The sequence below is a fragment of the Streptomyces sp. NBC_01669 genome, assembly GCF_026339735.1.
Lineage (GTDB): Bacteria > Actinomycetota > Actinomycetes > Streptomycetales > Streptomycetaceae > Streptomyces > Streptomyces yanii.
Genome location: NZ_JAPEQG010000001.1, coordinates 1,206,537 through 1,230,136 on the forward strand (window position 1 = coordinate 1,206,537; position 23,600 = coordinate 1,230,136).

General features: G+C 69.1%; 29 protein-coding genes and 1 pseudogene. 8 read left to right on the forward strand and 22 right to left on the reverse strand.

Going from position 1 to position 23,600, the window contains the following annotated elements:
- Positions 1–162 precede the first annotated feature (162 nt).
- Positions 163–576 (forward strand): plasmid mobilization relaxosome protein MobC, encoded by a 414-nt coding sequence (mobC, locus tag OG972_RS05385; protein WP_266978743.1) that lies wholly within the window; start codon positions 163–165, stop codon positions 574–576.
- The gene (locus tag OG972_RS05390; RefSeq protein ID WP_266978745.1) at positions 573–2,306 is read left to right on the forward strand and encodes a relaxase/mobilization nuclease domain-containing protein; all 1,734 of its coding nucleotides are present in this window, start codon (positions 573–575) and stop codon (positions 2,304–2,306) included. Before mobC ends, OG972_RS05390 begins: the two co-directional genes overlap by 4 nt.
- A 26-nt stretch (positions 2,307–2,332) precedes the next feature.
- Here OG972_RS05390 and OG972_RS05395 read toward each other — a convergent pair whose 3' ends face one another.
- Positions 2,333–3,148, reverse strand: coding sequence for a sugar nucleotide-binding protein (locus OG972_RS05395; protein ID WP_266978747.1), 816 nt, complete (start codon positions 3,146–3,148; stop codon positions 2,333–2,335).
- Positions 3,149–3,330: 182 nt separating this feature from the next.
- Between OG972_RS05395 and OG972_RS05400 the strand changes: the two genes are divergently transcribed.
- A complete protein-coding gene (locus tag OG972_RS05400; protein ID WP_266978748.1) occupies positions 3,331–3,774 on the forward strand; it encodes a hypothetical protein in 444 nt (147 codons plus the stop codon).
- Between the two features lie 79 nt (positions 3,775–3,853).
- On the forward strand, positions 3,854–4,549 hold the full coding sequence (locus tag OG972_RS05405; protein ID WP_266978750.1) for a hypothetical protein: 696 nt from the start codon (positions 3,854–3,856) through the stop codon (positions 4,547–4,549).
- A gap of 588 nt (positions 4,550–5,137) precedes the next feature.
- Here the strand turns inward: OG972_RS05405 and OG972_RS05410 are convergent.
- The 3 genes from OG972_RS05410 to OG972_RS05420 form a co-directional block, all read right to left on the reverse strand.
- Positions 5,138–5,956, reverse strand: coding sequence for a DUF317 domain-containing protein (locus tag OG972_RS05410; RefSeq protein WP_266978752.1), 819 nt, complete (start codon positions 5,954–5,956; stop codon positions 5,138–5,140).
- Positions 5,957–5,971: 15 nt separating this feature from the next.
- Positions 5,972–6,262, reverse strand: a complete 291-nt coding sequence (locus OG972_RS05415) for a hypothetical protein (RefSeq protein WP_266978754.1) — start codon at positions 6,260–6,262, stop codon at positions 5,972–5,974.
- An 80-nt stretch (positions 6,263–6,342) separates the two neighbouring features.
- Positions 6,343–6,696 carry a DUF317 domain-containing protein gene (locus OG972_RS05420; RefSeq protein ID WP_266978756.1) on the reverse strand — a complete coding sequence of 118 codons (354 nt, stop codon included), beginning with the start codon at positions 6,694–6,696 and terminating at the stop codon, positions 6,343–6,345.
- A 388-nt stretch (positions 6,697–7,084) separates the two neighbouring features.
- Between OG972_RS05420 and OG972_RS05425 the strand changes: the two genes are divergently transcribed.
- A complete protein-coding gene (locus OG972_RS05425; RefSeq protein ID WP_266978758.1) occupies positions 7,085–8,320 on the forward strand; it encodes a hypothetical protein in 1,236 nt (411 codons plus the stop codon).
- A gap of 335 nt (positions 8,321–8,655) precedes the next feature.
- Here the strand turns inward: OG972_RS05425 and OG972_RS05430 are convergent, their stop codons facing one another.
- Genes OG972_RS05430 through OG972_RS05440 form a run of 3 tightly spaced genes read right to left on the reverse strand, consistent with a single transcriptional unit; the run spans position 8,656 to position 10,920 of the window.
- A complete protein-coding gene (locus OG972_RS05430; RefSeq protein ID WP_266978760.1) occupies positions 8,656–9,363 on the reverse strand; it encodes a B3/4 domain-containing protein in 708 nt (235 codons plus the stop codon).
- Between the two features lie 47 nt (positions 9,364–9,410).
- The gene (locus tag OG972_RS05435) at positions 9,411–10,058 is read right to left on the reverse strand and encodes an FMN-binding negative transcriptional regulator (RefSeq protein WP_266978762.1); all 648 of its coding nucleotides are present in this window, start codon (positions 10,056–10,058) and stop codon (positions 9,411–9,413) included.
- A gap of 25 nt (positions 10,059–10,083) precedes the next feature.
- The gene (locus tag OG972_RS05440) at positions 10,084–10,920 is read right to left on the reverse strand and encodes an EamA family transporter (protein ID WP_266978763.1); all 837 of its coding nucleotides are present in this window, start codon (positions 10,918–10,920) and stop codon (positions 10,084–10,086) included.
- Between the two features lie 121 nt (positions 10,921–11,041).
- On the opposite strand from OG972_RS05440, the gene OG972_RS05445 reads away from it, so the two are divergent.
- Positions 11,042–11,617 carry an XRE family transcriptional regulator gene (locus tag OG972_RS05445; protein ID WP_266978764.1) on the forward strand — a complete coding sequence of 192 codons (576 nt, stop codon included), beginning with the start codon at positions 11,042–11,044 and terminating at the stop codon, positions 11,615–11,617.
- 424 nt (positions 11,618–12,041) lie between these two features.
- Here the strand turns inward: OG972_RS05445 and OG972_RS05450 are convergent, their stop codons facing one another.
- Complete coding sequence (locus tag OG972_RS05450) at positions 12,042–12,545, reverse strand: hypothetical protein (RefSeq protein ID WP_266978765.1); 504 nt, start codon at positions 12,543–12,545, stop codon at positions 12,042–12,044.
- A gap of 336 nt (positions 12,546–12,881) precedes the next feature.
- On the opposite strand from OG972_RS05450, the gene OG972_RS05455 reads away from it, so the two are divergent.
- A complete protein-coding gene (locus tag OG972_RS05455; RefSeq protein WP_266978767.1) occupies positions 12,882–13,118 on the forward strand; it encodes a hypothetical protein in 237 nt (78 codons plus the stop codon).
- Positions 13,119–13,168: 50 nt separating this feature from the next.
- Here the strand turns inward: OG972_RS05455 and OG972_RS05460 are convergent, their stop codons facing one another.
- Positions 13,169–13,693 carry a GFA family protein gene (locus tag OG972_RS05460; RefSeq protein WP_323135849.1) on the reverse strand — a complete coding sequence of 175 codons (525 nt, stop codon included), beginning with the start codon at positions 13,691–13,693 and terminating at the stop codon, positions 13,169–13,171.
- A gap of 281 nt (positions 13,694–13,974) precedes the next feature.
- Here OG972_RS05460 and OG972_RS05465 point away from each other — a divergent pair, with 281 nt between their 5' ends.
- A complete protein-coding gene (locus OG972_RS05465; RefSeq protein ID WP_266978771.1) occupies positions 13,975–14,121 on the forward strand; it encodes a hypothetical protein in 147 nt (48 codons plus the stop codon).
- A 131-nt stretch (positions 14,122–14,252) separates the two neighbouring features.
- On the opposite strand, the gene OG972_RS05470 is transcribed toward OG972_RS05465, so the two are convergent.
- From OG972_RS05470 to OG972_RS05530, 13 genes and pseudogenes are all read right to left on the reverse strand, one after another.
- Positions 14,253–15,242 carry a SpaA isopeptide-forming pilin-related protein gene (locus OG972_RS05470; RefSeq protein ID WP_266978773.1) on the reverse strand — a complete coding sequence of 330 codons (990 nt, stop codon included), beginning with the start codon at positions 15,240–15,242 and terminating at the stop codon, positions 14,253–14,255.
- A gap of 32 nt (positions 15,243–15,274) precedes the next feature.
- Positions 15,275–15,763 (reverse strand): hypothetical protein, encoded by a 489-nt coding sequence (locus OG972_RS05475; protein WP_266978775.1) that lies wholly within the window; start codon positions 15,761–15,763, stop codon positions 15,275–15,277.
- A 30-nt stretch (positions 15,764–15,793) separates the two neighbouring features.
- The gene (locus OG972_RS05480; RefSeq protein WP_266978777.1) at positions 15,794–16,666 is read right to left on the reverse strand and encodes a DUF317 domain-containing protein; all 873 of its coding nucleotides are present in this window, start codon (positions 16,664–16,666) and stop codon (positions 15,794–15,796) included.
- Complete coding sequence (locus OG972_RS05485; RefSeq protein ID WP_266978779.1) at positions 16,663–17,892, reverse strand: ATP-grasp domain-containing protein; 1,230 nt, start codon at positions 17,890–17,892, stop codon at positions 16,663–16,665. Before OG972_RS05485 ends, OG972_RS05480 begins: the two co-directional genes overlap by 4 nt.
- Before the next feature lie 54 nt (positions 17,893–17,946).
- Complete coding sequence (locus OG972_RS05490) at positions 17,947–18,249, reverse strand: hypothetical protein (RefSeq protein WP_266978780.1); 303 nt, start codon at positions 18,247–18,249, stop codon at positions 17,947–17,949.
- A 33-nt stretch (positions 18,250–18,282) separates the two neighbouring features.
- A complete protein-coding gene (locus tag OG972_RS05495) occupies positions 18,283–19,518 on the reverse strand; it encodes an MFS transporter (protein WP_266978782.1) in 1,236 nt (411 codons plus the stop codon).
- The gene (locus OG972_RS05500; protein ID WP_266978784.1) at positions 19,515–20,030 is read right to left on the reverse strand and encodes a regulator; all 516 of its coding nucleotides are present in this window, start codon (positions 20,028–20,030) and stop codon (positions 19,515–19,517) included. Before OG972_RS05500 ends, OG972_RS05495 begins: the two co-directional genes overlap by 4 nt.
- Positions 20,027–20,869: a helix-turn-helix domain-containing protein gene (locus tag OG972_RS05505; protein ID WP_266978786.1), complete on the reverse strand. Its 843-nt coding sequence runs from the start codon at positions 20,867–20,869 to the stop codon at positions 20,027–20,029. The genes OG972_RS05500 and OG972_RS05505 overlap by 4 nt, the downstream gene beginning before the upstream one ends.
- 40 nt (positions 20,870–20,909) lie before the next feature.
- Positions 20,910–21,323: a hypothetical protein gene (locus tag OG972_RS05510; RefSeq protein WP_266978788.1), complete on the reverse strand. Its 414-nt coding sequence runs from the start codon at positions 21,321–21,323 to the stop codon at positions 20,910–20,912.
- Between the two features lie 10 nt (positions 21,324–21,333).
- A pseudogene (locus OG972_RS05515) lies at positions 21,334–21,778 on the reverse strand (hypothetical protein).
- On the reverse strand, positions 21,775–22,257 hold the full coding sequence (locus tag OG972_RS05520) for a hypothetical protein (RefSeq protein WP_266978790.1): 483 nt from the start codon (positions 22,255–22,257) through the stop codon (positions 21,775–21,777). The pseudogene OG972_RS05515 and the gene OG972_RS05520 overlap by 4 nt, the downstream one beginning before the upstream one ends.
- Positions 22,258–22,351: 94 nt before the next feature.
- Positions 22,352–22,702 carry an SH3 domain-containing protein gene (locus tag OG972_RS05525; protein WP_266978792.1) on the reverse strand — a complete coding sequence of 117 codons (351 nt, stop codon included), beginning with the start codon at positions 22,700–22,702 and terminating at the stop codon, positions 22,352–22,354.
- A 151-nt stretch (positions 22,703–22,853) separates the two neighbouring features.
- Entirely contained in the window at positions 22,854–23,597 is a 744-nt protein-coding gene (locus tag OG972_RS05530) for a hypothetical protein (protein WP_266978794.1), read from the reverse strand.
- Positions 23,598–23,600 lie beyond the last annotated feature (3 nt).

Genomic DNA, 23,600 nt, shown 5'->3' on the forward strand with positions numbered 1-23,600 from the left:
ATTGCTCCCGTCGGGAGCAATGCTCTTGCGTCCCCCGCCCCTGGAGTGGCGGGAGCGGATCGGCACCGGGGGGCGCCGATCCGTGAGGATGCGACCGAGCGCGGCTCGCATCCTGAGAGGCAGGACCAGCACACCTGCCACAGTGCGAACTGCACTCACGCCGTGTCTTCGAAGCCGCATGTGCAGCAGCGTGAGCGCCTGCGCGACGAGAACAAGCGCATACGTCAGCCCAGCTGCCGCATGAACGACGACGAGTACCAACTCCTCTCCCGTGCAGCCGCTGTGTGCCACATGAGCGTCGCCAGTTTCCTCGCCCACGCCGCTCTCAAAGCCGCCCACGATCTCGACCGTACGGCGGCGGAGATCGCCGCCCAACGAGAAGTCCACAACGAGCTCTTCGCTTTGCGCCGGCACCTCGGACACATCGGCAACAACCTCAACCAGGTAGCCAAGGCCACCAACTCTGGTGCCGACGTCCCGTACGCCGAAGCTGTACTGGGCGCCGTTCAGCGGGCCACTCAGCGCGTGGATACCTTCATCCAGCACTACCTCGACACCGAAACGCGAATCGGATGATTCCGCGCGTCCACAAGCGCGGTTCGCATACGTTCGGCCTGCTCAACTACCTCTACGGCAAAGGGACCCACGAGGAACACGTCGATCCGCATCTCGTAGCGGCCTGGGACAGCTTCGCTCCCGATCCCGGTCGCGATTCACAGGCCACAAAGAGACAGCTGCAGCAGCTCCTGGACCAGCCCGTCCAGGCGCTCGCGGAGTCGCGCCGCCCGGCCAAGCACGTCTGGCACCTGTCGGTCCGGGCCGCACCCGATGACCCGGTTCTCTCCGACGAGCAATGGGGCGAGATCGCCCGACGCATGGTCGCCGCGACCGGCATCGCTCCGGCCGCCGACGAATCGGGATGCCGCTGGGCGGCCGTGCGCCACGCCGACGACCACATCCACATCATCGCCACGCTCGTCCGCGAAGACGGCCGGCGCCCCCGGCTCAACAACGACGCCAAGCGGTCTCAGGCAGAAGCCCGGCTGATCGAAGCCGAGTACGGGCTCAAGCAGCTCAGTACCGGGGATGGGACCGCAGCGCAACGCCCGACCAGCGCCGAGCGCCACAAGGCCCGGCGCCAGGGCCGCGAGCGCACCGCGCGCGAAGAACTGCGCGAGAGCGTACGTGGAGCGGTAACCGGTGCCAGAAGCGAAGAGGAGTTCTTCGGCCGCCTCGCCGCCGCCGGCCTGTTGATCCGCAAGCGCAAAGCTCCTTCTGGCGACCTGCTCGGCTACAAGGTGGCCCTGCCGGACGACCGCAACAAGGACGGCGAACCCGTCTTCTACCCTGGCGCGCGCCTCGCCCCTGACCTGTCCCTGCCTCGCATCCGGGAGCGCTGGTCCGCCGATTCCGACCAGATCTCGTCGACAGATACTCCCGGCAGCGCATCGCCCAACAGCCCTTCCGCCGCGCGGCGCCGAACGGCCACAGCTGCGTGGGTGGCAATCGGGGTCGTCGAGCACTGTGACGACGCGGTCGCTGCCGCATACATCGCCGCGACCGGCGAAGTCCTGGACGCCCTCGCGCTAACGTCCGCCGCCCACACCCGCAGCGAACTACGGGAGGCCGCCTTCGCGTTCGAGCGGGCCTCCCGCTCCCACGTACGCGCTGTACGCGGACACGACCGAGCCCTGCGGCAGGCCGCCCGCGACCTCGTCCACGCAGGCCCGGCCCTCGGCCGGGGCGAGGACGGCGCCACCACCGCGATGGCGATCGACATGCTGTTCTTCCTCATCGCCGCCGCCGCCCACTGGCACGCGAAGAAGGGCCACGCCCAGCAGGCCGAAGCCGCCACCCGTGCCGCCGAACACCTGCGCAACGCCTACCAGCCCGCCGCCGCCCAGCCGCTCGGCGTGCTCTACCAGCGCGGCCGACGCCTTAGCCGGCCGGTGCTGCTGCGGCAGACGGTGCTGCTGCGCGACGCGCTGCCGAGGTTGGCCGAGCAGATCCTCGCCGAGCCCGGCTGGTACGCCCTGGCCGCGACCATCTCGGAAGCCGAAGCCGCCGGCCACGACCCGGCCGCGCTCCTGTCCGACGCTGCAGAGAGCCGCGAACTCGGCACCGCGGAATCCGTCAGTGACGTCCTGGTGTGGCGACTGCGGCGGCGAGCGGATCTACCGGCCGACGCTACGGGGATACCGAAGAACCGCACGGTAAAGAATCCGGCGACCGTGCGCCCGGCAACGGCCCGAGCCACCACCTCTGGTCGCCGTTTCGGTGAACAGGCACCCGGCCACACACGATAAGCCCCCGCCGCCGGTGCGACTGCGCCTCAGAGGAACTCGTGGACGCCGCGCAATGTCGTGCGCAGCTTCGCCTGGGTGGCCCGGCTGTCGAGCCGGACGTCGAGTGCGCCGGCAAGCGAGGAGCCGGCGCGGAGGCCCTCCGGCAGTCGGGAAGCATCGAGGCCGTCCCGCTCAGCGATCAGCACACCCAGGCCGTGACGACTCACGGCATCGGTACCCGCAAGGTGGTGCATGCCGCGGGCGTCGGTGAAGGCCAGCTCCAGCAGGGCGGCGGCGAGGTCACCGACATGCACGGGGCAGCGGATGTCGTCGGTGAACAGGGCTCCGGATCGGGAGCTGGTCGCGAGGTCGTGCACAAGGCGTACATGCTCGGACTGGAGGCCGCCGATGATCAGAGAGGTACGGGCTATGACGGCGTCCGGAGCCAGAAGCCGGATGCCGGTCTCCGCCGCAGCCTTCGCTGCGCCGTACGGGGTGACGGGATCGGGACGACAGGATTCGTCGTAGTGGACTCGCGCGCCAGAGAACACGGCGTCGCTGCTCACGTGAACGAGGCGGCAGCCGTACTTCGCCACAGCCATCGCCAGGCGGACCGAGCCATCGGCCGTGACGGCCCAGTCGGCGCCGCCGCTGCTCGCGTTGATGACCACGCAGGGGGCGAGCGAGGCCACGATCTCGTCGACACGCTCGCCGTCCCGCAGGTCCACCTCGTACCAAGTTGCCTCCGGACCATCGCACGGCCTGGTCGCGAAGGTCGCAGCGACGCGATGTCCAGCGGCAGATGCCTGGCGGACCAACTCGAGACCCAGGAACCCGCTTCCGCCGACAACAAGGAGACTCATGGCATGCCACGGTAGACGGTCCTCGCCTCGCTCGAAGCGCCTCGTCCGGTGCAACCCCAGCCCGAAGCGAGGAAACACCTTATGGCCTGCGGAAAGTGACTGTGAACTTTGTGAATTGAAACCGCCAGGGGCATGGGACACGATCATGAAGCGAGTCGGACGAAGCAAGGGAGGACGCCAGGGTGTTTCACCGAATACGACGCAGGGCCAAGGGGCCGAGCGAGGAGCAGCGCCAGTTCGCCGAGGTCTATGCGCGGATGCAGAACCAGGTCCCGGCGGGCTTCGGAGCACCGCTGGCCGAGCCGGAGCCCAACGAGTCGGTCGCCGTGGTGGACGACTTCCTCCCGCCGGAGCTTCGCGTACCGAGCCACGACCAGCTCGACGGCAAGATGATGCCGTGGAGGCAGCCCCTCGTCCTCGACGGCGAGATGGTCGCCTGCGCCGAGTGCGGGGCATACCGGGACTGGCTCGTCCTCTCCACGCGCGACCAGATCTGGCTGCGCTGCCGGGCCGGACATCAGCAGCAGGAGATCCGCCTCGACACCGCCTGGTACAACCGCAACAGCGGGCCGGCGGACGCGACGCACGCCACGTTCGAGGACTGCCTGCGCCACCTCGGGCACTGACCACCACTCCTACGACCCCACCGGGCCTACGGGCCCGCACTGACCACCCGTCGCCAAGTACCAAGGGGTCAGTTCCGTCATGCGCGTTCGCGTCGCCACCACCATCCTCGGCATCACCGCCGCCCTCCTCGCCGTACCCGCCTGCTCCACCGACACCGTCGGGGCCACGTCCGACACCACGCCGTCCGCCCATACCGGAAAGCAGGCCGACACCGCCCAGCAGGCTGCTCCGCTCTCGTCGGCCGCGCTGGAGACGCGCCTGCTCAACGAGAGCGACCTGGGCAGGGGCTACCTGCGCAAGCCGGAGCGCCCCTCCCAGCACGACGACGTCACCGTCCTCGGCTGCCCGGCCCTGAGCGAGCTGGGCGGCGACGCCGCGACCGGCGGCACGCTCAGCTTCCCGCGCAAGGCAAAGGCGGACTTCACCTACGGCGGCAGCTCCTCAGAGGTCTCCGAGGAGCTGTACAGCGACAGCGCGGCCAAGCTGTCCAACGGCATCGGCCGGATCTTCGACGCCATGACCGACTGCCCGACCTATCAGGTCCTCGCTGGCGGCACTCCCATCGACATGGCCTCACAGAAGCTGACCGCGCCCCGCGGGCTTGGCGACGAGCAGTGGAGCCAGCTCCTGACGTTCTCCACCGGAGATCGCAGCACCGTGGTCAAGCAGATCGCGATCCGCGCTGGCAACCTGCTGCTGATCGTCTCCGGCTCCCCGGCCCTCGTCGACCGCCACCTCGGCAAGGCCCTCACCAAGGCCACAGCAGCCAGCTGATCGGCCCCGGCACGCGCTGCTGCCCCCGAACCGGATTGCGCCGGCGGGGGCAGCAGTGCGTGTAGCGGACGCCCGGGCGCCGTCCGGGACATTCCTAATGGGCCGCAACCCACGCTGCGAGATGGGACGTGAACGACGCTGCGAGTCCGCTCCCCGCCGTCGCGACGAAGGCCATGGCGATGGCCGCCACCGCCCAGGGCGAGATGCGTTGAACGACGACGTGAACTCCGCCGCATCGGAGTTCGAGGGCAGGCCGCTGCTTCTCTTCGGTTCGAGGCATGTGGCTATTCAGCCGCACGGGAACGTGGCACCGCTACGCCATACCTTCGCCACTTCGCCCCACTTCAACGCCACCCCGATTAACACATGTTGGGCCCGATTACTACGCCATAACGTGGCCACCTTGCCGTATTCGAGGCGCTGGCATTACCACGCAAGCGATCCCCACTGCTACGCCGGGCAGACCCCACTTCACCCCACTTCCCCGGCCCAGGGCCCGCCATAGACCCGGATGGAACGCCAGAAGCCCGGGCCCCCCTTTCGGGAGGACCGGGCTTCTCACTTCGGATCGGAGGGTGCCGCCGAACGCTAGGCCGGCGCGCGCAGCAGCCGCTCCCTGGTGGCCTCGGGCAGCACGCGCCGCAGGACCGGTGCGGTCGAGCTGAGAGAGGCGGCGAACACGGCGACGAGGTCGTGCGGGACGCTGGCGGAGAAGGACGCCGCCCACAGACACGGGGCCCCGAGTGCGGGCTCGGCCCAAGCCTGCCATCCGGCGGGTCCCACTTCGTCAGCCTCGGTGGTCAGGGCGCGCGGATCGGCGTCCTGGATGAGGGGCGGCACCTCGCCGAGGCTGATGTGCGAGGTGAACGTCGGGTCCGTCGCTCCCGCATGGGGCTGGTCGATGTCGCGGAGCCAGCCGTGTGCCACGACGGCGTCGAGTACCGCCTCAGGGCCGGCAAACGGCACGGCGGGCTGATCGCGGGCTTCGAGAGCGACGAGGTAGTCGGCCACCGCCTCGCCGGGTACGTCGGTGGTGAAGTACGACGACCACGCCGCGAGCGGGCTGCTCGTGTCCGTCCGGGCGGAGATCTGCCAGGCGATCGGCAGGTCCCCCAGGTGGAACGGCTCGTCCGCCAGGCTCCACTGTGCCCAGCGCAGGGTGTCGGGGCTGATGTGCAGGACGGTGCTGCGCAGGACCTGGCGGTCCTCCGGTGCCTCGTCCAGCTCGTGCCGTCCGCGGACGATCGTCAGGCTCATCCAGCCCAGGCCGGCGAGCGTGTCGGCAACGCGGTCGTAGAGACGCCTGTCGTCACCGGCCAGGTGCCGGGGACCGACCCAGAACGCGGGCTGACCGCCGCGCGGGGTGGACGGGCCGAGGGGGGAGTCGGGGTACAGGGGCGCCTCCAAAGGCTCGGTGCGGGTCTAGTTGCCGCCGGCACGGCGGCGAGGGCGGCGCGGGGGTGCCTGGACGGGACCCTGCCAGGTCAAGTCGACCGCGACTTCGGGCGGCAGATGACCGAGCTGCGCCTCCGTGTCGCGCCCCTCGGCGAGGTAGACGACATTCCGGCCGGTCTCATCGACGGACTGCACGACCTGCGCCAGTCGGTGGGCCATCGGGAAGAACGGGTTCATGGCCTGGCGGACCGGTGCATCCTGGTCGCAGCCGGACAACAGGTCGATGAGATCGGCGACGGTCATCTCCGAAGTCGTCACGAACAGCCTCCTGGGGTGAGGGGGAAACGAGGAGTGATGGAACGGGCCGGCAGCAGGCCAGCCCTCCGAGTGAGGCACAGTCATACGCGACGTGAAGTCGCCAGCACGCGTGCCACAACGGCGGCGACGATGTCCGCCGGCGTCTCAGTGTCGAACGACAGGCGGTATCCGGGCACCTTGGCCGTGCCGGTGACGGCGATCGTCCACCCCTCGCCATCCGTGCCGGGACGGCCGTCCGGGAACCAGCCGAGATAGAATCGGCCGTCTTTCGAGCTGACGTGCACGTCCGCGCGGTCGTCCACGATCAGGTGGAAGTCATCCGCTGAGAACTGGTCCGTCACGAGTGCGGGTTGGCCGGGGCCTAGCTGCCATTCGCGGAGCCGCATGGCTTCGATAGTGGTGGAGAAACCAGGGCCGACGGGTGCCACGGTCACAGGCAATCACCTCTCTGACCTGGAGTTTCTTGCAAGGTCGTCTACGTTGACATGCCCTTGACCGCGTTGGCCAGTCATTCTGCGATCTTTCCTGTCTGCCCGCGGCGAACTGCCAATTCCACCCCCGTTGGCGACGGCTGCAGGTCACATTTCGCGAGCTCCCTTCTCATTGACCATGACCCTTTTCTGACCGTAGGGACAACACTGCGAGACGAACGCCCACCCAACTCGTCGCAATACTGTTCTCGGTCCCGTTCTATAGAGGGGCGCCCTTCCGGTCGCGCATGGAGAGATCGCAGTTGGCCGAGAAGGGGAACCCTGCGCCCGCTTCAGCTGCTCGGTCACCGTTGGATGCACTTCTGGTTGCTGTTGGCAAAGCCGCTTGCGTGTGGCCGCGCCGCGGTCTGATGGTGGTGCTGTTGGCGGGGAACGGATCGGTTGGTGGCTGATGGGGATCACAAACGGCGAGTTGAAGCGCTGCCTGCATATCGGCAAGGTCGATCCGGACGAGTTACTGGAACTGCTCTCCCACCTCGTGGGTGAGTGCCAGAGCCTGGACGAACGACGCCTCATCTTTCCCTCGCCGCGCAGTGGTCCGGCGCGGATCATCCTGGGCTTCAACGCAGGCGGCAGGGTCACCGACGCGACTGTGGGCGAGGCACTCACCGAGGAGGACCTCGCCGAAATCGAGGCCCAAATACGCCGTCAGCTGCTGGCGCCGACCCAGCCGCGCGTGGTCAGGAAGATCCTTTACTCCACGCAACCGGTCCGCGGGCGCTGGCATTTCAAGAACACACTGGTGCTGCGTTCGCTGCCCGAGGGCAATCCAGAAGTGCCCTGGCTGTCCGACACCCACCCGCTGATCTTCGAGTGCGTCTACCCAGGCGTCGGGGACGTGGACTCCCCGGTGAACTATTCGCGCGGCGAGAGGTTCGCCGGCACGTGGATGAGCATCCTCGCCCTCGTCGCTGCGCATCTGGTCCTTCCCGAGCCGGGGCCAGCTCGCATGATGTGGGCTACGTCAGTGATGGGGCGTTCCGCACCGTCCAGCCAATGGGTACGCGCCGGGTACGAGCCGAACGTCTGGGATGAGCAGGGGACTCTGGGCGAGATCGCGGTGACCGATGAACACACGGGAGTTGCCCGGTGCGAGTCGCCACTTCATCTGCCCACATACCTCGCCCCCTGCCTGCAGGCGTTCGATTCTCTGGGCGCCACAGACCGGCGGTCGCTGCTCCACGCCGCCCACTGGGTCCGCCACGCGGCGCAGGCGGGACAGTCCCCGTCCGCGGCCTACACCGCAGTCGTGCAGAGTGTGGAAGTCCTGGTGAAAGGTCACGAGGGCGAGAGTTCCAGCAAGGCATTCAGGGACTTTATTGACCGCTATGCACCGGCCACTGACAAGGCGATGGCCAAGAGACACCGCGACCTGTACCGAATCCGCAGTCTTATCAGCCACGGTGAGCGGTTGTTCGTCTCCGACCGGGACATCCTCGGGATGATGATGCCGAACCCGCAGCGGTGGCACGAGGAACTCCTGCTCGCCCACGCGACCGCCGTCTGCCGGACAGCGATCATCAACTGGCTCTTGGCGGCGGGCGCTCAGACCCAGGCAGCAGGATGACGGTGCTCGGTCTTTGACACGGCTGCTCGCACACCGCCAAAGTTCACCGGCAGAACGACGCCACCTATGCGGCGAGCCGTTCCACGCTAACCTCTGGCTGCTATGGAGATCCCGGACCCCGCCGGACCGCCGTACATCAATCCGCATCGCGAGGACCTACAGCGGCCCGTATGCGGAATCTGCCCGGCCACTCGATACCCGCGCAAGCAGTTCGTGGTCTACAGCAGACCTCCTGGGAATGCCCGTTCCATCCGGATGTGACTGAGCGCGCTATCTGGCCCGGACGGACAACTTCGATGCTCAGGATTGGCCTGGCAAAAAAGAAGCCAGCCAGTTCAGATGGCTGCCTGAGGGTGAGCCGGGCTGAGGTAGTTAACGGTGCTCTGCGCGGAGTGCTCGGCGAGCAGGTCCTGAAGTTCGCCTGCGGCGGTCTTGAGGAGGTGGCCGTCGCGGGTGGCGTGGAGGGTTTCGAGGACGAAGGCGACGTGGGTGGAGTCTTCGGAGACGCGGGTGCGGTGGGCGTCGCGGTGGTTCCAGTGCCGTGTGAGGACGTCGGTGGCGTCGGTGTAGATGATCTCGCCCGGCTTGGGGTGTTCGGTGGTGTCGGGTTCGCCGAGCGGGGTGAAGGTCTCGCCGCCGTCGGCGTAGCGGATTTCTACGTCGCCGGTGACGTGCTCGAGGTCGAAGGCGCCGGCGGGCAGGCCGTGGCGGACGGAGACGGTGTTATAGGAGTCGACGGCCGGGTTGATGCGCGGCAAGGTGCCCTTCTTCGCCAGGCGGCGGCCGAGGGCATCGACGCTGGGGCGGATGCGGCGGGGGTTGGTGCCGAAGGAGCGGTAGGCGGTGTGCCATGCGTCGATGCGCGGGTCGCTCTCGTCGGCCGGCTGCCAGGTGCTGGCGGCGAGCTGCTGCTCCAGGTCCTGCTGGGCCGCGGCGGTGGCGGGCCAGGGCTCGTGGCCGTCCAGTCCGGTGGTGGTGACGACGGCGATGAGGGTGTCGGGGAATGCTTCCGCGACGGCGGGGCTGATGCGGAAGGTGGTCATCAAGGGGTCCGTTCCAGGGGGGTGCGTGCGCGGGCGGGAGGGCGCGGTCAGGGTTTCCAGGTGCCGATGCGGTCCAGGCGGCGCAGTTGCTGGGTTGCCGTGGGCGCGTCCAGGCCGGTGCCGCGTTCGATGAGGCGGTGGGCGATGTCGGTGCGCTGCTCGGCGGGTTTGTGGTCGTCGTACTTGAACTTGGCCCGTACGTCGGTGACGTTCAGGCGCAGGCCGCGAATGCCGGGCAGCATCCGGCCGTAGGGGGCCTGGTCGGGGTCGATGGGTGCGTGGTCGCCGTCGGGCTGGAAGTGGGCCATCTGGCTGCGCAGCAGGTCGGCCTTGGCCTTGGGGTCGTCGATGATCGTGGCCTGGCAGGTGAACTGGATGGCCGCGTAGTAGCTGGTGGGGACGCCGTCGGTGGGCAGGGTGTCGGGCTTGGCGCGCCAGGGGCCGGGGATGAAGGCGTAGTCGCTGGTGACGGTGAAGGTGACGTGCGGGTCCGCGTCGATCGCCATCCATACGGGGTTGGGGCGGGCGAGATGGATCAGCAGGGTGGTGTCGTCGACGGTGAAGTGGGTGGGTACGACGACGGGCGCCTGGCCGGGCAGGCCGTTGACGCTCAGGATGCCGAAGTCGTGGCCGTCAGCGATCCAGGTCTGCCATTCGGCGGCGTCGAGGGCGGCGTCCCAGGGCTGGATGAACATGCCGGGCTCCTTCCGGGGGGCGGGGTCAGGTGAGGGCGAGCAGGCTGACGGCGACGGCTGCCGCGCCTAGGCCGACCAGCTGCCCGCGATGTATCCGCTCCGAGAGGACACTGCGGGCGAGCAGGACGGTGCCGGCCGGGTAGAGGGCGGTGATCACAGCGACGACGGCCAGGTCCCCGCTGCGGGCGGCGAGCAGGAACAGCAGGTTCGCCACCGAGTCCAGCACGCCGGCCGTAGCCGACATCGCGTACGCGGGCTTCTCCGATCCGAGCCTGCGGTACATCAGCCCGGCCGCGGCCAGGATGACGGCCGAGGACACGGCACGTCCGACGATCAGCGGGCCGACGCCGCTGTCCGTCGGCGCCTGATGCAGGAAGACCAGCTGCAGCGCGATCGCCCCGCCCGCGCCGAAAGCCATCAGCAGCGCCGTGCGCGACGGGCGCGCGCTGCCGGCTCCGTGGCCGGCGCTGACCAGCACCACCGCCACCAGCGCCAGCGGCAGGCCGATCAACCCGGCGAGCCCCAGGCGCTCGCCCTGCAGCAGACCGACGCCGACCGGCAGCATCGCTGAGACCAACGCCGTGACCGGAGACAGGACGTTCATCGGGCCGATCGCAAGCGTGCGGTACAGGAGGGCGAACGCTGCGGCCGACGCGACGCCGGACGCCGCGCCCCAGGCGAGGGTCGCGGGGGCGAAGGAGGCTCCGAGGAAGGGCCATAGCACCAGCTCGACGGTGAGTGAGGCCGGGGCGGCGATCATCACGGTGCGCAGGACGTGGGCCTTGCGAGAGCCGAGGCCGCCGAGGAAATCGGCGCATCCGTAGGCCAGGGAACTGCCCAGGGCCAGCAGCAGAGCGATCACGGGGGGGGTACATCCCTTACTATCAATGGAACGACTACACCGTACAACGCACCGACCGACAGGTGTCAACCAACCGACTGTGCGGTGCATTGCACTGACCCATCCCTGGAGGGGTGACGTGATGGCCGAGACCGAGGCGGCGCTGCGGACGCTCGCGCACAACGTCCGCACAGCCCGCACCCGCGCCGGACTTTCCCTGGATGAGCTGTGCCGGCGCGCCAAGGTCAGCAAGGGGGCCCTGGCCGGGCTGGAGAAGGCGCAGGGCAACCCGAACTTCGCCACCCTGGTCCGCCTCGCCGACACCCTCGGCGTCTCAGTGTCCGCACTGATGGAGGGACCGGCCGAAGGCCGCGTCCGGGTCGCGACCGCCGACGCCCTCATCCCCCTGTGGAAGGGCGAACATGGCAGCGAAGCCCGGCTCATGCTGACCACCTCGGGATCAGCCCCGGTCGAGGTCTGGCGCTGGACGCTGGAGCCCGGCGAGGAATACCCCAGCCACCCCCACCAGGCCGGCGTCGTAGAGACCGTCAGTGTCACCGCCGGACAGATGGTGCTCGTCGTCGACGGCGCTGAGCATCCTGTCGAGGCTGGCCAGACGGCCGCCTTCGACGGTGACACCGCCCACACCTACCGCGGCGCGGGCACCGAGAGCTGCCACTTGATCATGACCGTCCACCTACCGCCCGGCCCCGCCTGAGATCTGCGGCCTCACCGAGTAGACCTGGCCCGCCGCGTCAACCGTGGAGCGCTGGTCGACTGCGGCACGGCGAGCCCTCCGGCATGCGGGCCGCATCGCCGCTGCCCCTCCCGGCGATCCGGTTGGCGTTCGCGCAGGTCAGGGATGTGAAGCCTGGACTGGGACCTTCAGCAGGCCAACTGCAATGCACGACGGGCCAACTACCGCGCTCAAAGGCCAGGTATCGCGCTCAGTCACACCGGAGAACGGGCATCGCTACACGAGGGAGGGGATGCCGGCCTGCGTACACCCGGACAAGGTCGGCTTGGAACCCGACAGAATCGCACCACCGCCCGAGGCCCCATCAACCCAGGATGCGTCGTCGGATCGCCGTTTTACCTGGCCTTTTCCTTGGCGCGACCGCCTCCCGCAGCGACGTCGACCGTCATGATTCCTGCGTCCGCCAGACCGCACCGAGTTCCGCCAGCCGCCCTCGAAGGACGCCACGCTGCTCCTCCAACTCCTGCGAGAGGGGCGAGAGGAGATACACGTTGTCGCGGTGGAGGCGAAACCCAATACTCTCCCACCCCAGCGCGATCATTGCGTTCACGCGGTCCCATTCGGACCGGTCCATCAGGCGCTGGCTACTGAGGTCGGTGATGCCGGGCGAGCAGGCGATGGCCCGGCATCCGGCCATGAGCCGGTGGATGGCCTCGCAGCCGAGTACGGCCGCCAGGCCGTGCCCACGCCACAAAGGATCAAGCGTCACCCGGTCCATTACAAGCAGTGCGGAACCGACGTAATCCAGTCGCTCGCTCACGTCGCTGGTGAAGAAGCCTGTCTCGGAATCAAGGAGGGCCTGGGCAGTCTCGAACAGTTCCTCGGACTCCTCCTCCATGGCCCAGAAGGCGTTGCGACCGCGGTCGAGGTGCACCCGGTAGAACACCATCGACCCCACGGTGGCGTCTGCGACCGTGCACGAGGGGCAATCCGCGGTGACACAGCTGCTGGCGGCCACCGTTTCCCCATCCTCGTCGTGCGCACGCCGACGGTGGAGGACGGTCACACTCCATCGCTCCAACGTGTCAGCCTGCGGGGTGTCCCAGAGTTCATCGTCGTAGGAGATGCGCAGGTACAGGTCGGAGGGATCACCAGGAAGCCGGGGCCGCTTGCTCACCCGGCAAACCTAAACGTTGACCTCCTGCGCGATGGCCTCAAGGACGTAGCGGAGCGCGAAGGGACGACGGAGATGCATCCGAAATCGAACAAGTGATTGAATATATTCATGGAGGCCACGCTTTACCCCGACGACCTGATGCACGCCCAACGCGAGTGGCACTGCACATACGAGGCACTCGCCGCACTGCCGCCAACCGCAGGGGCCACGACGCTGCGGCGCCGCCTGCTCCGGCTGTCATCGCGGATCGCCCAACACCCCCACTGGTCCGCTCGGGGCTGCCCCTCAGCCGCTCGCGCAGAGCTGCGCCGCGCGGCACGGGCACCGGAGGCCATGGCCGCATAGGGCGGATCAGCCCACCCTCCCGGAGTCACGGCCACCCGACCCACAGAGGCTCATGTGCGGCGCTGCGGGTCGGGCCCCAGCGTGATGGACATCCAAGACGCCGCCTCGTCACGGAAGCTATGCCCGACCGGGACCAGTTCAGCGCCTCGCGTGAGACTGAAGAAGGTAACCATGATCACGTCTGAGCCGTCAGCAACGGACGTGAGCTGCGTCCGGCAACGCTGACAGGACCCTCGGTGCAGGGTTGGCCAGGTTGAGAAATACGTCGGGCCGCCTGCGGGTCCTGTCCACTTCAAAGCGTCCTTGTGGAAGCCCACCCACGCCATCGCCGGCGCTCCGGAAAGCCGCGTGCAGTGCTCGCACGAGCACAGGTGAGGGTCGTCCGGGATACCGGACGCCTCGTATGTGGTGTCGCCGCACTGACAGCCCCCTGTCCACAGGTCGGGAACGGGAATCGACTCAGTCACGGAGGCTCCTCTGGCAGGGGGTCGCGAACTTCGCCGCAGTCTGTCGCACACCCACCCGCTCGCGCTGACGTTCGGTGCCGCGAGACACGAACGAGCGGAAAGATCCACCCCTGGCAGTGCCCCCTACGGGCATCACAGATCGTCCGCCCCTATATGCAGTGGCGGCGCGCGGCGAGCCCAGCGGGAGGCGGCGACACCCAAGCCCGTCGGACAACGGTCGCATAACGGTCTGCATCGTGGAGGGGGTGCGCACGACGGACGCGTGACAGTTTCCAACACGCCTGAGCAGCATGTTCGTTGATAATCGACCCTTCTGATTTGATTCGCGCGGTTACGTGAGTACATTAGCGAAAAGAGCAGGTCAGGATGGTTCGGATACCTTCAGGCGTATGACGATTGCTACGCAGTTCATGGTCTTCTCCGGCCCGCTCCTGGCGTTGCTGACGGTGCTGTTCGCCGTGGCGCTGTTCCACCCCGAACCAGTGGTCAGGGTGCGGGCCGAACGGCTCCTGGCAATGCTCCTTCGGACCCGGTAACCGCGGGCAGATCCCAAGTCGGGGCACCGCGATCGAATGAGGCAGTGGCCGACGTCGATCCACCCGCCCGCCCACGCGAAAGTCCCCGGGATCAGATGATTCCGGGGACCTTTGCGGTGGTGTGGAAGCGGCTAGCTCTCGTCGACGGAGTCCGCCGTACGACGCCGGCGGGCGACGATGAGGGCGCCTGCGCCAGCAGCAATCAGAACGCCCGTCCCACCTATCAGCCACGGGGTGGCGTCGGCACCGGTGTGCGCGAGCGAGCCTGCGGGGGCAGTAGGAGCAGTGCTCGACGCAGTCGTGTCAGCGCTCGGGATGTCCGAGGTGGAAGGCACCGGGACGTCCTTGTCCTTGCTGGGCTGGCTCGGGGAGGGTTTGTCGCTCGGCTTGCCGCTGGGCCTATGGGTCGGCTTGTGCGTGGGCGGCGCGGAGGTCGCGGTCTTGGCGTTGGTGACGGTCACGGGCGCCGGGGCGCCGGGGCCCGCGGTGAACGTCTTGGTCGGCTTGTACAGGTCGTAGCCGGCGGGGGCCTTGATCTCCTTGACCCAGAACTGGGTCTTTCGGCTCGTCACCGGCAGCTCTCCGGAGGCCGTGCCCTTGGCTCCCGTGGTCAGGGTGAGCAGTGTCGAGTCGCCGGTGCCGATGTTCACGGTCGCGCCGGGCAGGAGCTTGCCGGTCTTGTCGTCCTTGGCCTGTAGGAGGACCTTGGCCACCTTGAAGGGGTCGGTGATCGTCAGCCGCGTGGTGGCGCCTGGGGTGACGATGACGTCCTGGTCTGCAACGACCTCGTGAAGCGGGCTACCGGACGCCGTCTCCTTGAGCCGGAAAATGCCAGGCGCGAGGTCGGGGAAAGTCAGCTTCCCTTGTGCGTCGGTCTTCCCCTGACCGGCTTCCTGACCAGTGGAGTCGAGCAGCAGAAACGCGGCGCCCGGCAGCGCGTCCCCGGCCGTGTCCTTGGTGGTGATCTCGACGCTGCCCACGTCCGGGGCCGGTGTCTCGGCGGAGGCGGCGGAGGCCGAGGGGGTCGGTTCGGAGGGTTGGGCGCTCGCGGCCGGCGCCCAGCTGAGGGTGCCGGCCACCGCTGCGGCGACGGCAGCGGGTCGGACGAAACGTGCGTGCACGAGGAAGAGGACTCCTTGATCATGAGGGAAAGTCAGCGGATGTGGGCACCGTTGCGGGTGATCGGCGGGGCAGCCGCCTTGAGCGCGGTACGACCCGCCACGCGGCTGGAAGCGGACGCGGCCCACGCGCCGGGGAACCAGACGGCGGTGTACTGCTCGATGGCGTCACGCAGCCGGGTCGTGACGGCCCCGTCCCACGGCGGTCGGCCGGGACGGTGGTAGGTGTCGAAAGTGCCGTACTGCTTGGTGTTCGGACGGGTGTTGGTGGCTTCGTCACGACGGTGGAAAGTCCCGTGATCCAGAAAGCTGAGAGCCACCGCGTCGACTTCGCCGCGGTCTGGGTGGACGACCGCCAGGCGCAGCCCGCCGTAGGTATCCGCGTGGATGGTGCGGCTGAAGTCGATTCTCAGCCGCATTGGTGCGCCCGGGACGGGGGCGGCGAAGTAGGTGTTGCCCACGACGGTGTGGTCGTGGAAGGGGAGGCGCAGCTCGGCGAAGAACTCGGCGGCCTGCAGGGACAAGTGGGGTCTCCGGTCGGATGCGGGCTGGTCTTACCGGCGGGGGCCGGGCAGGGCCGGTCGGCTGGTGGTGCTCCAGCGCGGGACGCTGGACGCGGGGAGCGCGGCCGGACGTCGGGATGCGACGGCCCGCTGCACGTCAAGCGGTGTGGGAGCCGGCGGTTCGGGCGGGAGGATCGGGGTGAGCTGGGCCATGCCCTTGATGTAGCTGGCGGTGTCCTTCCGCCAGCGGAGCAGCGGGGCATGATCGGCGACGCACTCGGTGACGGCGGTGAGCAGGGCGACGGGGGTGTCGGTGCTGGCCGTGGCGTACCACACGGCCCGGTCGTTGGACTTGCCCGCCCACAACTGCCAACGGGCGTCCCTCGTGGTCAGCTCGGCCTCTGGGTCGAGGTCACCAGTGGTGAATTCCATGCCGGCGAGCCCGTCCGGGGCTTGGACGGCGAAGACACCCCAGCGCCGGCGCTCGATCTCCCAGCCCTGCTTCAGGAGGGGGACGAGAGCGCGGAAGGGCTCGTGCTCGTCGGTCCTTGGATCCGGTCGGGCGAGGTAGGCGTCCGGCCCTTGCTCGTATGCCGTGGCCAGGACCGTGGTGAATGCCTGGACGAACTCGGTGGGGACGCGGTCGTTGAAGCAGACACCCCAGGCCGGCGGGCCGAACGAGTCCTTGTAGGCGTTGATGCGCCAGAGCCCGTCGTCGTCGCCTTCGGGCAGGTAGCCCACACGTACGCGCCGGTCGGGCGCGCTGACATAGCAGTTACCGAGGTCGTCGTTCTGAAGATCCCAGCCGAGGTCGAGCAGCGGGGCGAGGGCCGGGTCACCGGTGTAGGTGCTGCTGGCTAGGTGGCGCGGGGAGACGTAGACGTCGCCGTCGGTGTCGAGGCGCGGATCAGGCAGGTGGCTCATCGGTCCGCCCGCGTGGTGAGAGTGATCTCGTCGGCCGCGGTGTCGAGGCGCTCGGTGACCTCGGCGGTGGTGCGGCCGGTGACGATGTAGAACCCGGCCCGGGCGGTGAACAGGTCGCCCTCGGGCGGCAGAAGAAGCGGGTCTCCGATCTCGCGGATCCACTGCACCTGCCGCAGCCATGGGGTGTGCGCGGCGAACGGGGTGTTGATCTGCCGCTGGGCGAGGATGCCGGAGGTGTCCGGGTAGATCATGCGGATGCCCGCGGCCCCTCGTCGGGTCGGGATGAGGTCCGGTGCCCGGCCGCAAGCGAGGTCGGCGGCGGCCTTCGGCAGGTCGATGCCGGTGGCGAGGCGGACGAGGTGGCCGATCATGTCGCCGCCAATCCGTGCGTTGACCTCGATCAACCTGGGCCGCCCGTCCACGAGGCGCAGCTCGACGTGCTGCACGCCATCGGTGATCCCCAGGGCCCTGACTGCGGCAGCGGCAGCCGGAGCGACCTGGTCGAGGAGCGGATCGGTGGCATCGACGGTGTGCCCGGTCTCGTCGAAGTACGGGGCGGGGCCCAGGTGCTTGCGGGTCACGGCGACTGCCGTGGTCTTGCCGTGGTGGGTGACGCACTCGACGGAGAACTCCGGCCCGTCGAGGTATTCCTCGACCAGGACGCCGGTGTCCTCGCGGCTGCGGTTCGCGCCCTGTGAGGCGAAGGCGAACGCGGCGGGGAGTTCTTCGGGGTGGTCGACGCGGATCACGCCGATGCTGCCGGCGAAGGCGGCGGGCTTGATGACGGCTGGGAACCCCACCGTCATCGTCGCAAGGCCGGCCTTCAGCAGGGTCCGTGCCTTCATCGAGGCGGCCGACGGTACCCCGTGGCGGGCGAACAGGGTGCGGGCGGTGGCCTTGTTGCGGCAGGCTCGCATCACCTCGACGGAATTCGAGGACAGCCCTAGCGCTCGGGCGAGGCGGGAGGTGGGGACGAGGTTCCACTCGTCCCAGGTGACCACGCCGGCGAGGTCGTGGCGCTCGGCCAGGGCCCGGCCGCCGGCGAGAAGGGCTGCGGGGTCGGTCAGGTCGACGGTTGCGTGGTCGACGATGAACGGCTTTTCCCACGACGGCTCGGCGCCGGTGAGCAGGACGACGTCGTACGCGGCAGCCACCTGCTCCAGGCAGTAGCCGCGGTAGGTCTCATCGCCCGGAGAGACAACGAGTACGAGGGGGCGAGCGGACAAGAAGAGGTTCTCCGTATCAGTGGACGGCAGGACGAGAGGAGAGAGACAGGCTGGTCAGGCGGCACGGCGGCGGCGCAGCTCGAACGCACTGGCCCAGTGCGGGTGTTCGTCGATCAGGAGGCGGGCGTAGAGGGCGGTGTAGTTGTTGTTCAGTCCGACTACGCCGTGCGGAAGCTGACGGCGCAGGTCCTCGAAGAGGTCCTTCAGGCTGATCCGGGTGGCGCCTGCGGCCAGGCGGCGGGCGGCCAGGCGTTCCAGGGCGCGATAGACGTGCGGGTTGTTGGCGTCGAAGGCGTGGAACTGCTCGGTGATGCTGCGACCGCTCGCGCGGTGTGATCCGAGGATGGCGGTGGGCATGGGGTTCTCCACAGGCTGGGGAGTGCGACAGGTTCAGGAGCGCAGGGCGGGATAGGTGCGCAGCCGGGCGAAGGCGCAGAACAGCCCGAGGGCCTGCAGGGTGGCGCAGGCGGTGATGACGTGTCCCAGTGCGTCGGGCGGGGTGAGCGCGGTGAGTACGCCGGCGATGGGGAAGGGCAGCAGGAGGATGAGGATGGTCGCCGACAGGGTGCTGCCGAACTTCTCCGGGGGAATCAGGCGGGAGCGCAAGGTGCGCAGGACGACTGTCATGCCGCCCTCTGCCGCCATGAGGACCGCGACCAGGACCAGGTAGGACCGGTAGTCCGGGGCCTGGGCAGCGGCGAGACAGGCGAGCGAGGCGAGGGCCGCGCAGAGGGCGCCGACCGGCCACAGTCCCAGGCGGTCGAGCGCGAACCGGCAGATGGTGACGCTGAGGAGCGTCGCTCCGGCCGCTGCGGACCAGACCAGGCCGACGGCCGTGGTGGACTGCCCGAAGTGCTGGACGACGATCACCGGGCTGGCTGCCTGGAGGAGTCCGGTGGCCAGGTTGGACAGCGTCAGCCCGGTCACGAGCCAGCCGAGCGCGGGCAGCGAGCGGATCGTGCGCCACCCGGTGAGGAGGCCGGCACCCGGCTGATCCTTCGGCGCGCGGGCCGGGGCGACCGGTGAGGGGGGCGTACGCAGGGCGAGCATCGCGGCGAGTAGCGAGAGCCCGGTGATCGTGGCGAGCATCGGCGGTGGCCCGGCCAGCAGGAGCAGTCCGGCGAGCGCGGGGCCGGCCAGCGTGGCGGTCTGGTCGATGCCGAGCAGGACGGCCTGGACGCGGTGAGCCCGCGCCCCTGCTCGGCGGCCGGCGGCGGCGCCCGCGGTCTCGGCCGCGATGTAACTGAACTCGGTGAGCACACCGGTCGTCGCTGCGAGCACCATCACGGTCACGCTCGCCACGTGGCCGGACGGGTGCAGGCGGAGCAGGATCGCGCCGGCGGCGAGCGCCAACGCGCGTCCCAGGGAGGCCAGGTGGAACACCACGGCCGCCCCGCGTCGGTCGACGACCGATCCGGCCCACCCGAACGCCGCCAGCCGCGGGACCCATTCCAGGGCGAATGCAACGCCCGTCAGCGCGGCAGAGTTCGTAGTCGCCAGGACCAGCAGCGGAATGCCGTAGGTGGACATCGCGAACGCCAACGCGTCGGCCGTGCGCGGCAGGTAGATGGTGCGCATCAGCCCGCCGGTGTGGCGTGCGTGCCGGGGTGTAACCGCTAGGCTCACGCGACCGGCTCGGGATCAAGAACCCGGGTGATGACCTGCGGGTTACCGGCAAGCCATGCGATCAGGAGAGCACGAGGGCGGGACAGGTCCGCTTCTGTGCCGGGCAGGGGGTCGGCCGACGGCCACGGGCGGCCATCGGCGTCCTGGGCAGCGAGTGAGGGGGCCAGCAGGTCGAGAACGTGTCGGATGCGGCTGCTGAACTCGCAGACCGGCGTCGGATAGGCGTGGTGTCGGGCCCAGCGCGCCAGTGCGTCGTACAGATCAGCCAACTCTGCTCCGACATCTGTAAGTTCGAGCCCCATGCCTGGCGTTGTTCGGACGAGACCGTGGGCACGAGCGGCTTCGGTGGCGTAGCGCTGTTGATGCGAGGAGAGGTCAGGGAGGGTATTGGCCAGCCGTCGCGGCGGGATGGCCCCGTTGTCGTCGATCTCGGTGATCAGGCGGATCATGGAGCGGGCAGCCAGCAGGTCGACAGCGTTGCGCACCTCGGCAGGCGTGAAGAGGTCAGTCATCGGCGCGGCCCTCCCGCCGGGATGGCCGTCTTCGGGCGCAGAGTCGTGGCATGGGAGAAGAGATCCCGGTTGTGCCATGCCGGAGCGGGCTCACCCGTTCGGCCTGGCGGGAGCGCTGCGGGGGTCGGCCGGGACTGGCTGCTGACCCAGGGCTTCGGTGCGGGCTTCGCCTGCGGGTGTCCCCAGACCGGGTGGTGGGCCGCCTGGTTGAGGGGCTGTCCAGCGGACCACGCGGACAGGGTGCCGAGCACCCGGCCCAGGCCGTCGCCCGCCGCGGACAGCCGGTAGGGGCGGCCCATGCCCACGGTGTCGACCAGGCCGTCGGCCACCAGTTGCCGCAGCGGCGGGTACACGTTGGTCCAGTCGCTGCTCGGCATCACGATCCGTGCCAGGGCCCTCCCGCTGACCTCGTCGCGGGACTTGAGCGCCCACAGGAGTGCGGCGGCGTGCCGTCGGGTGAGCAGCGTGAGGCTGTCCTCGATCTGCTCGATCGCGGGCACCGGCCGTTCTGCCGTCTCCAGATACTGCTCGGCCCAAGTGATGATCATCGGCAAGACCGGCAGTAGGGCAGATCCACGCTCGGTGTGGCCGTAGGTGACGTGTCGTGCGGAGTGTTCGGTGCGCTCGACGAGACCGGCGTCACAGAGCGACTTGAGCTTGGGGTGGAGCTGGCCTCCCTGCAGCCAGGACACCTTGGCCGCCAGCTCGCTGTAGCGCAGCGGCGGACCGGAGAGCGCCAGCATGATCCTCACGTTCCAGCGTGGGGTGATCATGGCGAGGGCTTCGGTGACCCGGGCGATGTCGGCGTCGGTGTCGGGAGGCAGAGCGGTGATGGCCAAGGGAGGAACTCCTGGGTGAGTACGGGAAATCGCCTGCAGGTCAGCGGCTGGGCGCCGTGTTTCGCGCCGAAAGGGGCGGAGCCGGTGGCGGCGGCGAGAGAGCCGGCGGGGGCGGCGTGGGGGCCGGGACGCGGGCGAGGCTCTGCAGGACGGCGGTGGCTGACTTGGTCTGCACGTCGCGTACGGCGACTGCTTCGGCGAGCCGGCGGGAGCCGTCGAGGAGGTGGGAAACCTCGTGCGGGCTGATCTGCCGCTCGGGGTTGAGAAGCCGGGCGAGGTGGTCGCGGTGGAAGTCGATGCTGCACTCGGCGAGGGCTAGGTCGTTGTGCATGCCGAGCAGGGCGGAGAGCATGCCGGGCGGCTGGTCCTGGGCGTGGGCTTCGAGGTCGGCGAGCGGTGCGCCGTACAGGTCCTCGATCCGTCCGGCTATCTCCGTGGACGCGAGGTGGGGCAAGGGGCGGCTCTCACGGTCGGCGGGCCCGGGCCGCCCCGGCACGCTGGGGTGCCGGGGCGGCAGACGGAGGCAGGGTTGCGGTAGCCCTGGGCTGCGTCAGGCGCACGGGCCGGGCCTGCTGTTCGGGCGCAGGCATGGGTGCGCAGCAGCTCGCCGAGGGCAGCGTAATAGCCGTTGCGGGCATCGAGCGCCGCGTGCAGCCACTGCGAGTCGAAGCGGAGCTTGTCCGCCGACAGGTCGCCCATGTCGCGGTCCGGATCCATGTCGGCATGCACGCGGTCACGGACGCGGGCGACCTGCTCCTCGGTGAGCGCGAGGAAGGAGCGCAGCTCCAGAGCGCGGGTGAGCGCGGCAGAGGCATCGGGACCCATGGCCGACTCGTAGAGCTCTGGTAGCGGGCGTCCGAAGACCTTCTGCAGGTCGGCGTCCATGGTGCTGGCCTTGTCCCGGCTCATCGGACGGCCCTTCCCGTCCCCCACGCCGACGCCGGCGCGGACGTCCCGGCAGGTCGGTGCGGGGCACTGGTCTGCACAGCCGGGCCGGGCCGGGGACGAAGCCGCGCGAGGCGTTCGGCCGCGAGGTCCTTTTTCCCCGGAGCGTCCGGGTCGAGGAGCCAACGCACCACCAGGGCTCGCCCGTCGCGGGCGGTGACGGCGGCGTCCACGCGGTGGGCGAGGCCCATCGTCGGGTCGTCGACCTCGCTGGGCTGGGTGTCCAGCGCGGCAAGGAGATCATCCTCCGCGCGGTCGAGCACCGACTGGGCCTCAGTGAGCAGGCCGTGCCACTTGACGACATCGGTGGCGTCGAGATTGGCCGTCGGTGCGGCGGCGACCGCGGCCTTCAACTGGCCTATGTCCATGCCGAAGCGCGCTTCTATTCGTTCGGTGAGCACGCCTACGACATCCTCGGCGTCATCGGATATGCCGTCGGACAAAGGAAAGCTCCTGTTCTGGAAAGGCCGATGCGTGGTTTTGAGGGCGAAGTGCCCTGGCAGCTCGACTGCTTCCGGGCGCCGGGCCACGTACCGGTCAGTCCAGGCACATCCGGATGTCGCGGTAGACGTACGTGCCGGAGACCCAGCCCTTGACGCCGGTCGTCTTGTCCGTGATGTAGACCCAGTTGCCGCTCTTCTTGGAGACGGTGAACTTGTGGCTCTTGTAGAGCACGCCCAGAGCTGTGGACTTCGAGCTGGCCTTGGAGCGGATGGTCACGGCCTTGGCGTGCACCACGTACGGCAGGTACGGCGACTGGTCGTAGCAGTCGCTCGCCGGGAGAACGGAGGCGGCGGTCGGTGCGGCGCTGGCGGTAGTGGCGGACAGCACTGGCAGGGCGAGTGCGCCAAGCATCGCCGCGGATATGGCAATTCGGGTGGAGCGCATGCGGAAGAAACCTCCGTGAAGGCATGGGGAATTAGTGGAAGGGGGGTGCCGCGGGTGGTGACCCGGCGGCTGTATAAGAGTCCGGAGAATCGCCGGTTTGGCTAACCGGCGATCGTCGGCTATGTTGCGCGGCTCACCACGGACGAGACGCTCAGCGCGAGCGGCCGGGCGGGCGCGGGGCAGGGGCCTTCGCTGCGGCAGCCGGGCGAGTGGCGGTGGCTGCCGGGCGGACGGGTGGGAGCGGGCCGGCCTCGCCGGTGAGACGGTCGTCGCACCACTGCAGCGCCTCGCCCACCGTGTCGAAGCCGCCCTCGCGCAGGGTGTGGGTCCAGGCGTCCGTGTCGACCTCCTCGACCACGACGCGGAACGGGTTGGGTGCTCGCTCGTCCAGGGCGCGCAGTGCCACGACGGTGACCATGTCGTCCGGGTCATCCGCGGTGTAGGAGTAGCCCATGGCGTAGTGGTCGCCGTCGCCCGCGAGGCGCTTTTCCAGCGCGCGGGTCGCTTCGTCTGCTGCCGGCGGGCCCAGTTCAGGGTTGAGGCCGATGGCGTCGTGCGGGCAGCCGCGGCTGATGAGCCAGGACTGCGCCATCGCGGGCAGCGGCAGCGGAGCCTGCTCGAAGCTGAACGTGCTGTTCTCGTGGTCCCGTTGCAGGTGTACGGCGAGCACCTGGGGCATACCGGGGTGCCCCCAGGTGGCGGTGCGGTCGAACAGGACGTAGTAGCTGTGCGCACCGTCGTGGTGTTCGGCGAGGGGAACGAGCATGTCCTCGTGGACGGCGACCTTGCGGTAGAAGTCGAGGTATTTCTCCTCGTCGGCGTCGAGGTCGTCCAGCTCGAAGTCGACTTCAGGGATGGGCTTCCGGGCCGGCGCCGGTTCGGTGGGAGACAACAAGAA

Coding starts and splice junctions, on each gene's coding strand:
- OG972_RS05390 (WP_266978745.1), top strand. CDS start 573: ATGATTCCGCGCGTCCACAAGCGCGGTTCGCATACGTTCGGCCTGCTC.
- OG972_RS05395 (WP_266978747.1), bottom strand. CDS start 3,148: ATGAGTCTCCTTGTTGTCGGCGGAAGCGGGTTCCTGGGTCTCGAGTTG.
- OG972_RS05405 (WP_266978750.1), top strand. CDS start 3,854: ATGCGCGTTCGCGTCGCCACCACCATCCTCGGCATCACCGCCGCCCTC.
- OG972_RS05430 (WP_266978760.1), bottom strand. CDS start 9,363: ATGACCACCTTCCGCATCAGCCCCGCCGTCGCGGAAGCATTCCCCGAC.
- OG972_RS05435 (WP_266978762.1), bottom strand. CDS start 10,058: ATGTTCATCCAGCCCTGGGACGCCGCCCTCGACGCCGCCGAATGGCAG.
- OG972_RS05445 (WP_266978764.1), top strand. CDS start 11,042: ATGGCCGAGACCGAGGCGGCGCTGCGGACGCTCGCGCACAACGTCCGC.
- OG972_RS05450 (WP_266978765.1), bottom strand. CDS start 12,545: ATGGTGTTCTACCGGGTGCACCTCGACCGCGGTCGCAACGCCTTCTGG.
- OG972_RS05455 (WP_266978767.1), top strand. CDS start 12,882: ATGGAGGCCACGCTTTACCCCGACGACCTGATGCACGCCCAACGCGAG.
- OG972_RS05465 (WP_266978771.1), top strand. CDS start 13,975: ATGACGATTGCTACGCAGTTCATGGTCTTCTCCGGCCCGCTCCTGGCG.
- OG972_RS05480 (WP_266978777.1), bottom strand. CDS start 16,666: ATGAGCCACCTGCCTGATCCGCGCCTCGACACCGACGGCGACGTCTAC.
- OG972_RS05490 (WP_266978780.1), bottom strand. CDS start 18,249: ATGCCCACCGCCATCCTCGGATCACACCGCGCGAGCGGTCGCAGCATC.
- OG972_RS05500 (WP_266978784.1), bottom strand. CDS start 20,030: ATGACTGACCTCTTCACGCCTGCCGAGGTGCGCAACGCTGTCGACCTG.
- OG972_RS05525 (WP_266978792.1), bottom strand. CDS start 22,702: ATGCGCTCCACCCGAATTGCCATATCCGCGGCGATGCTTGGCGCACTC.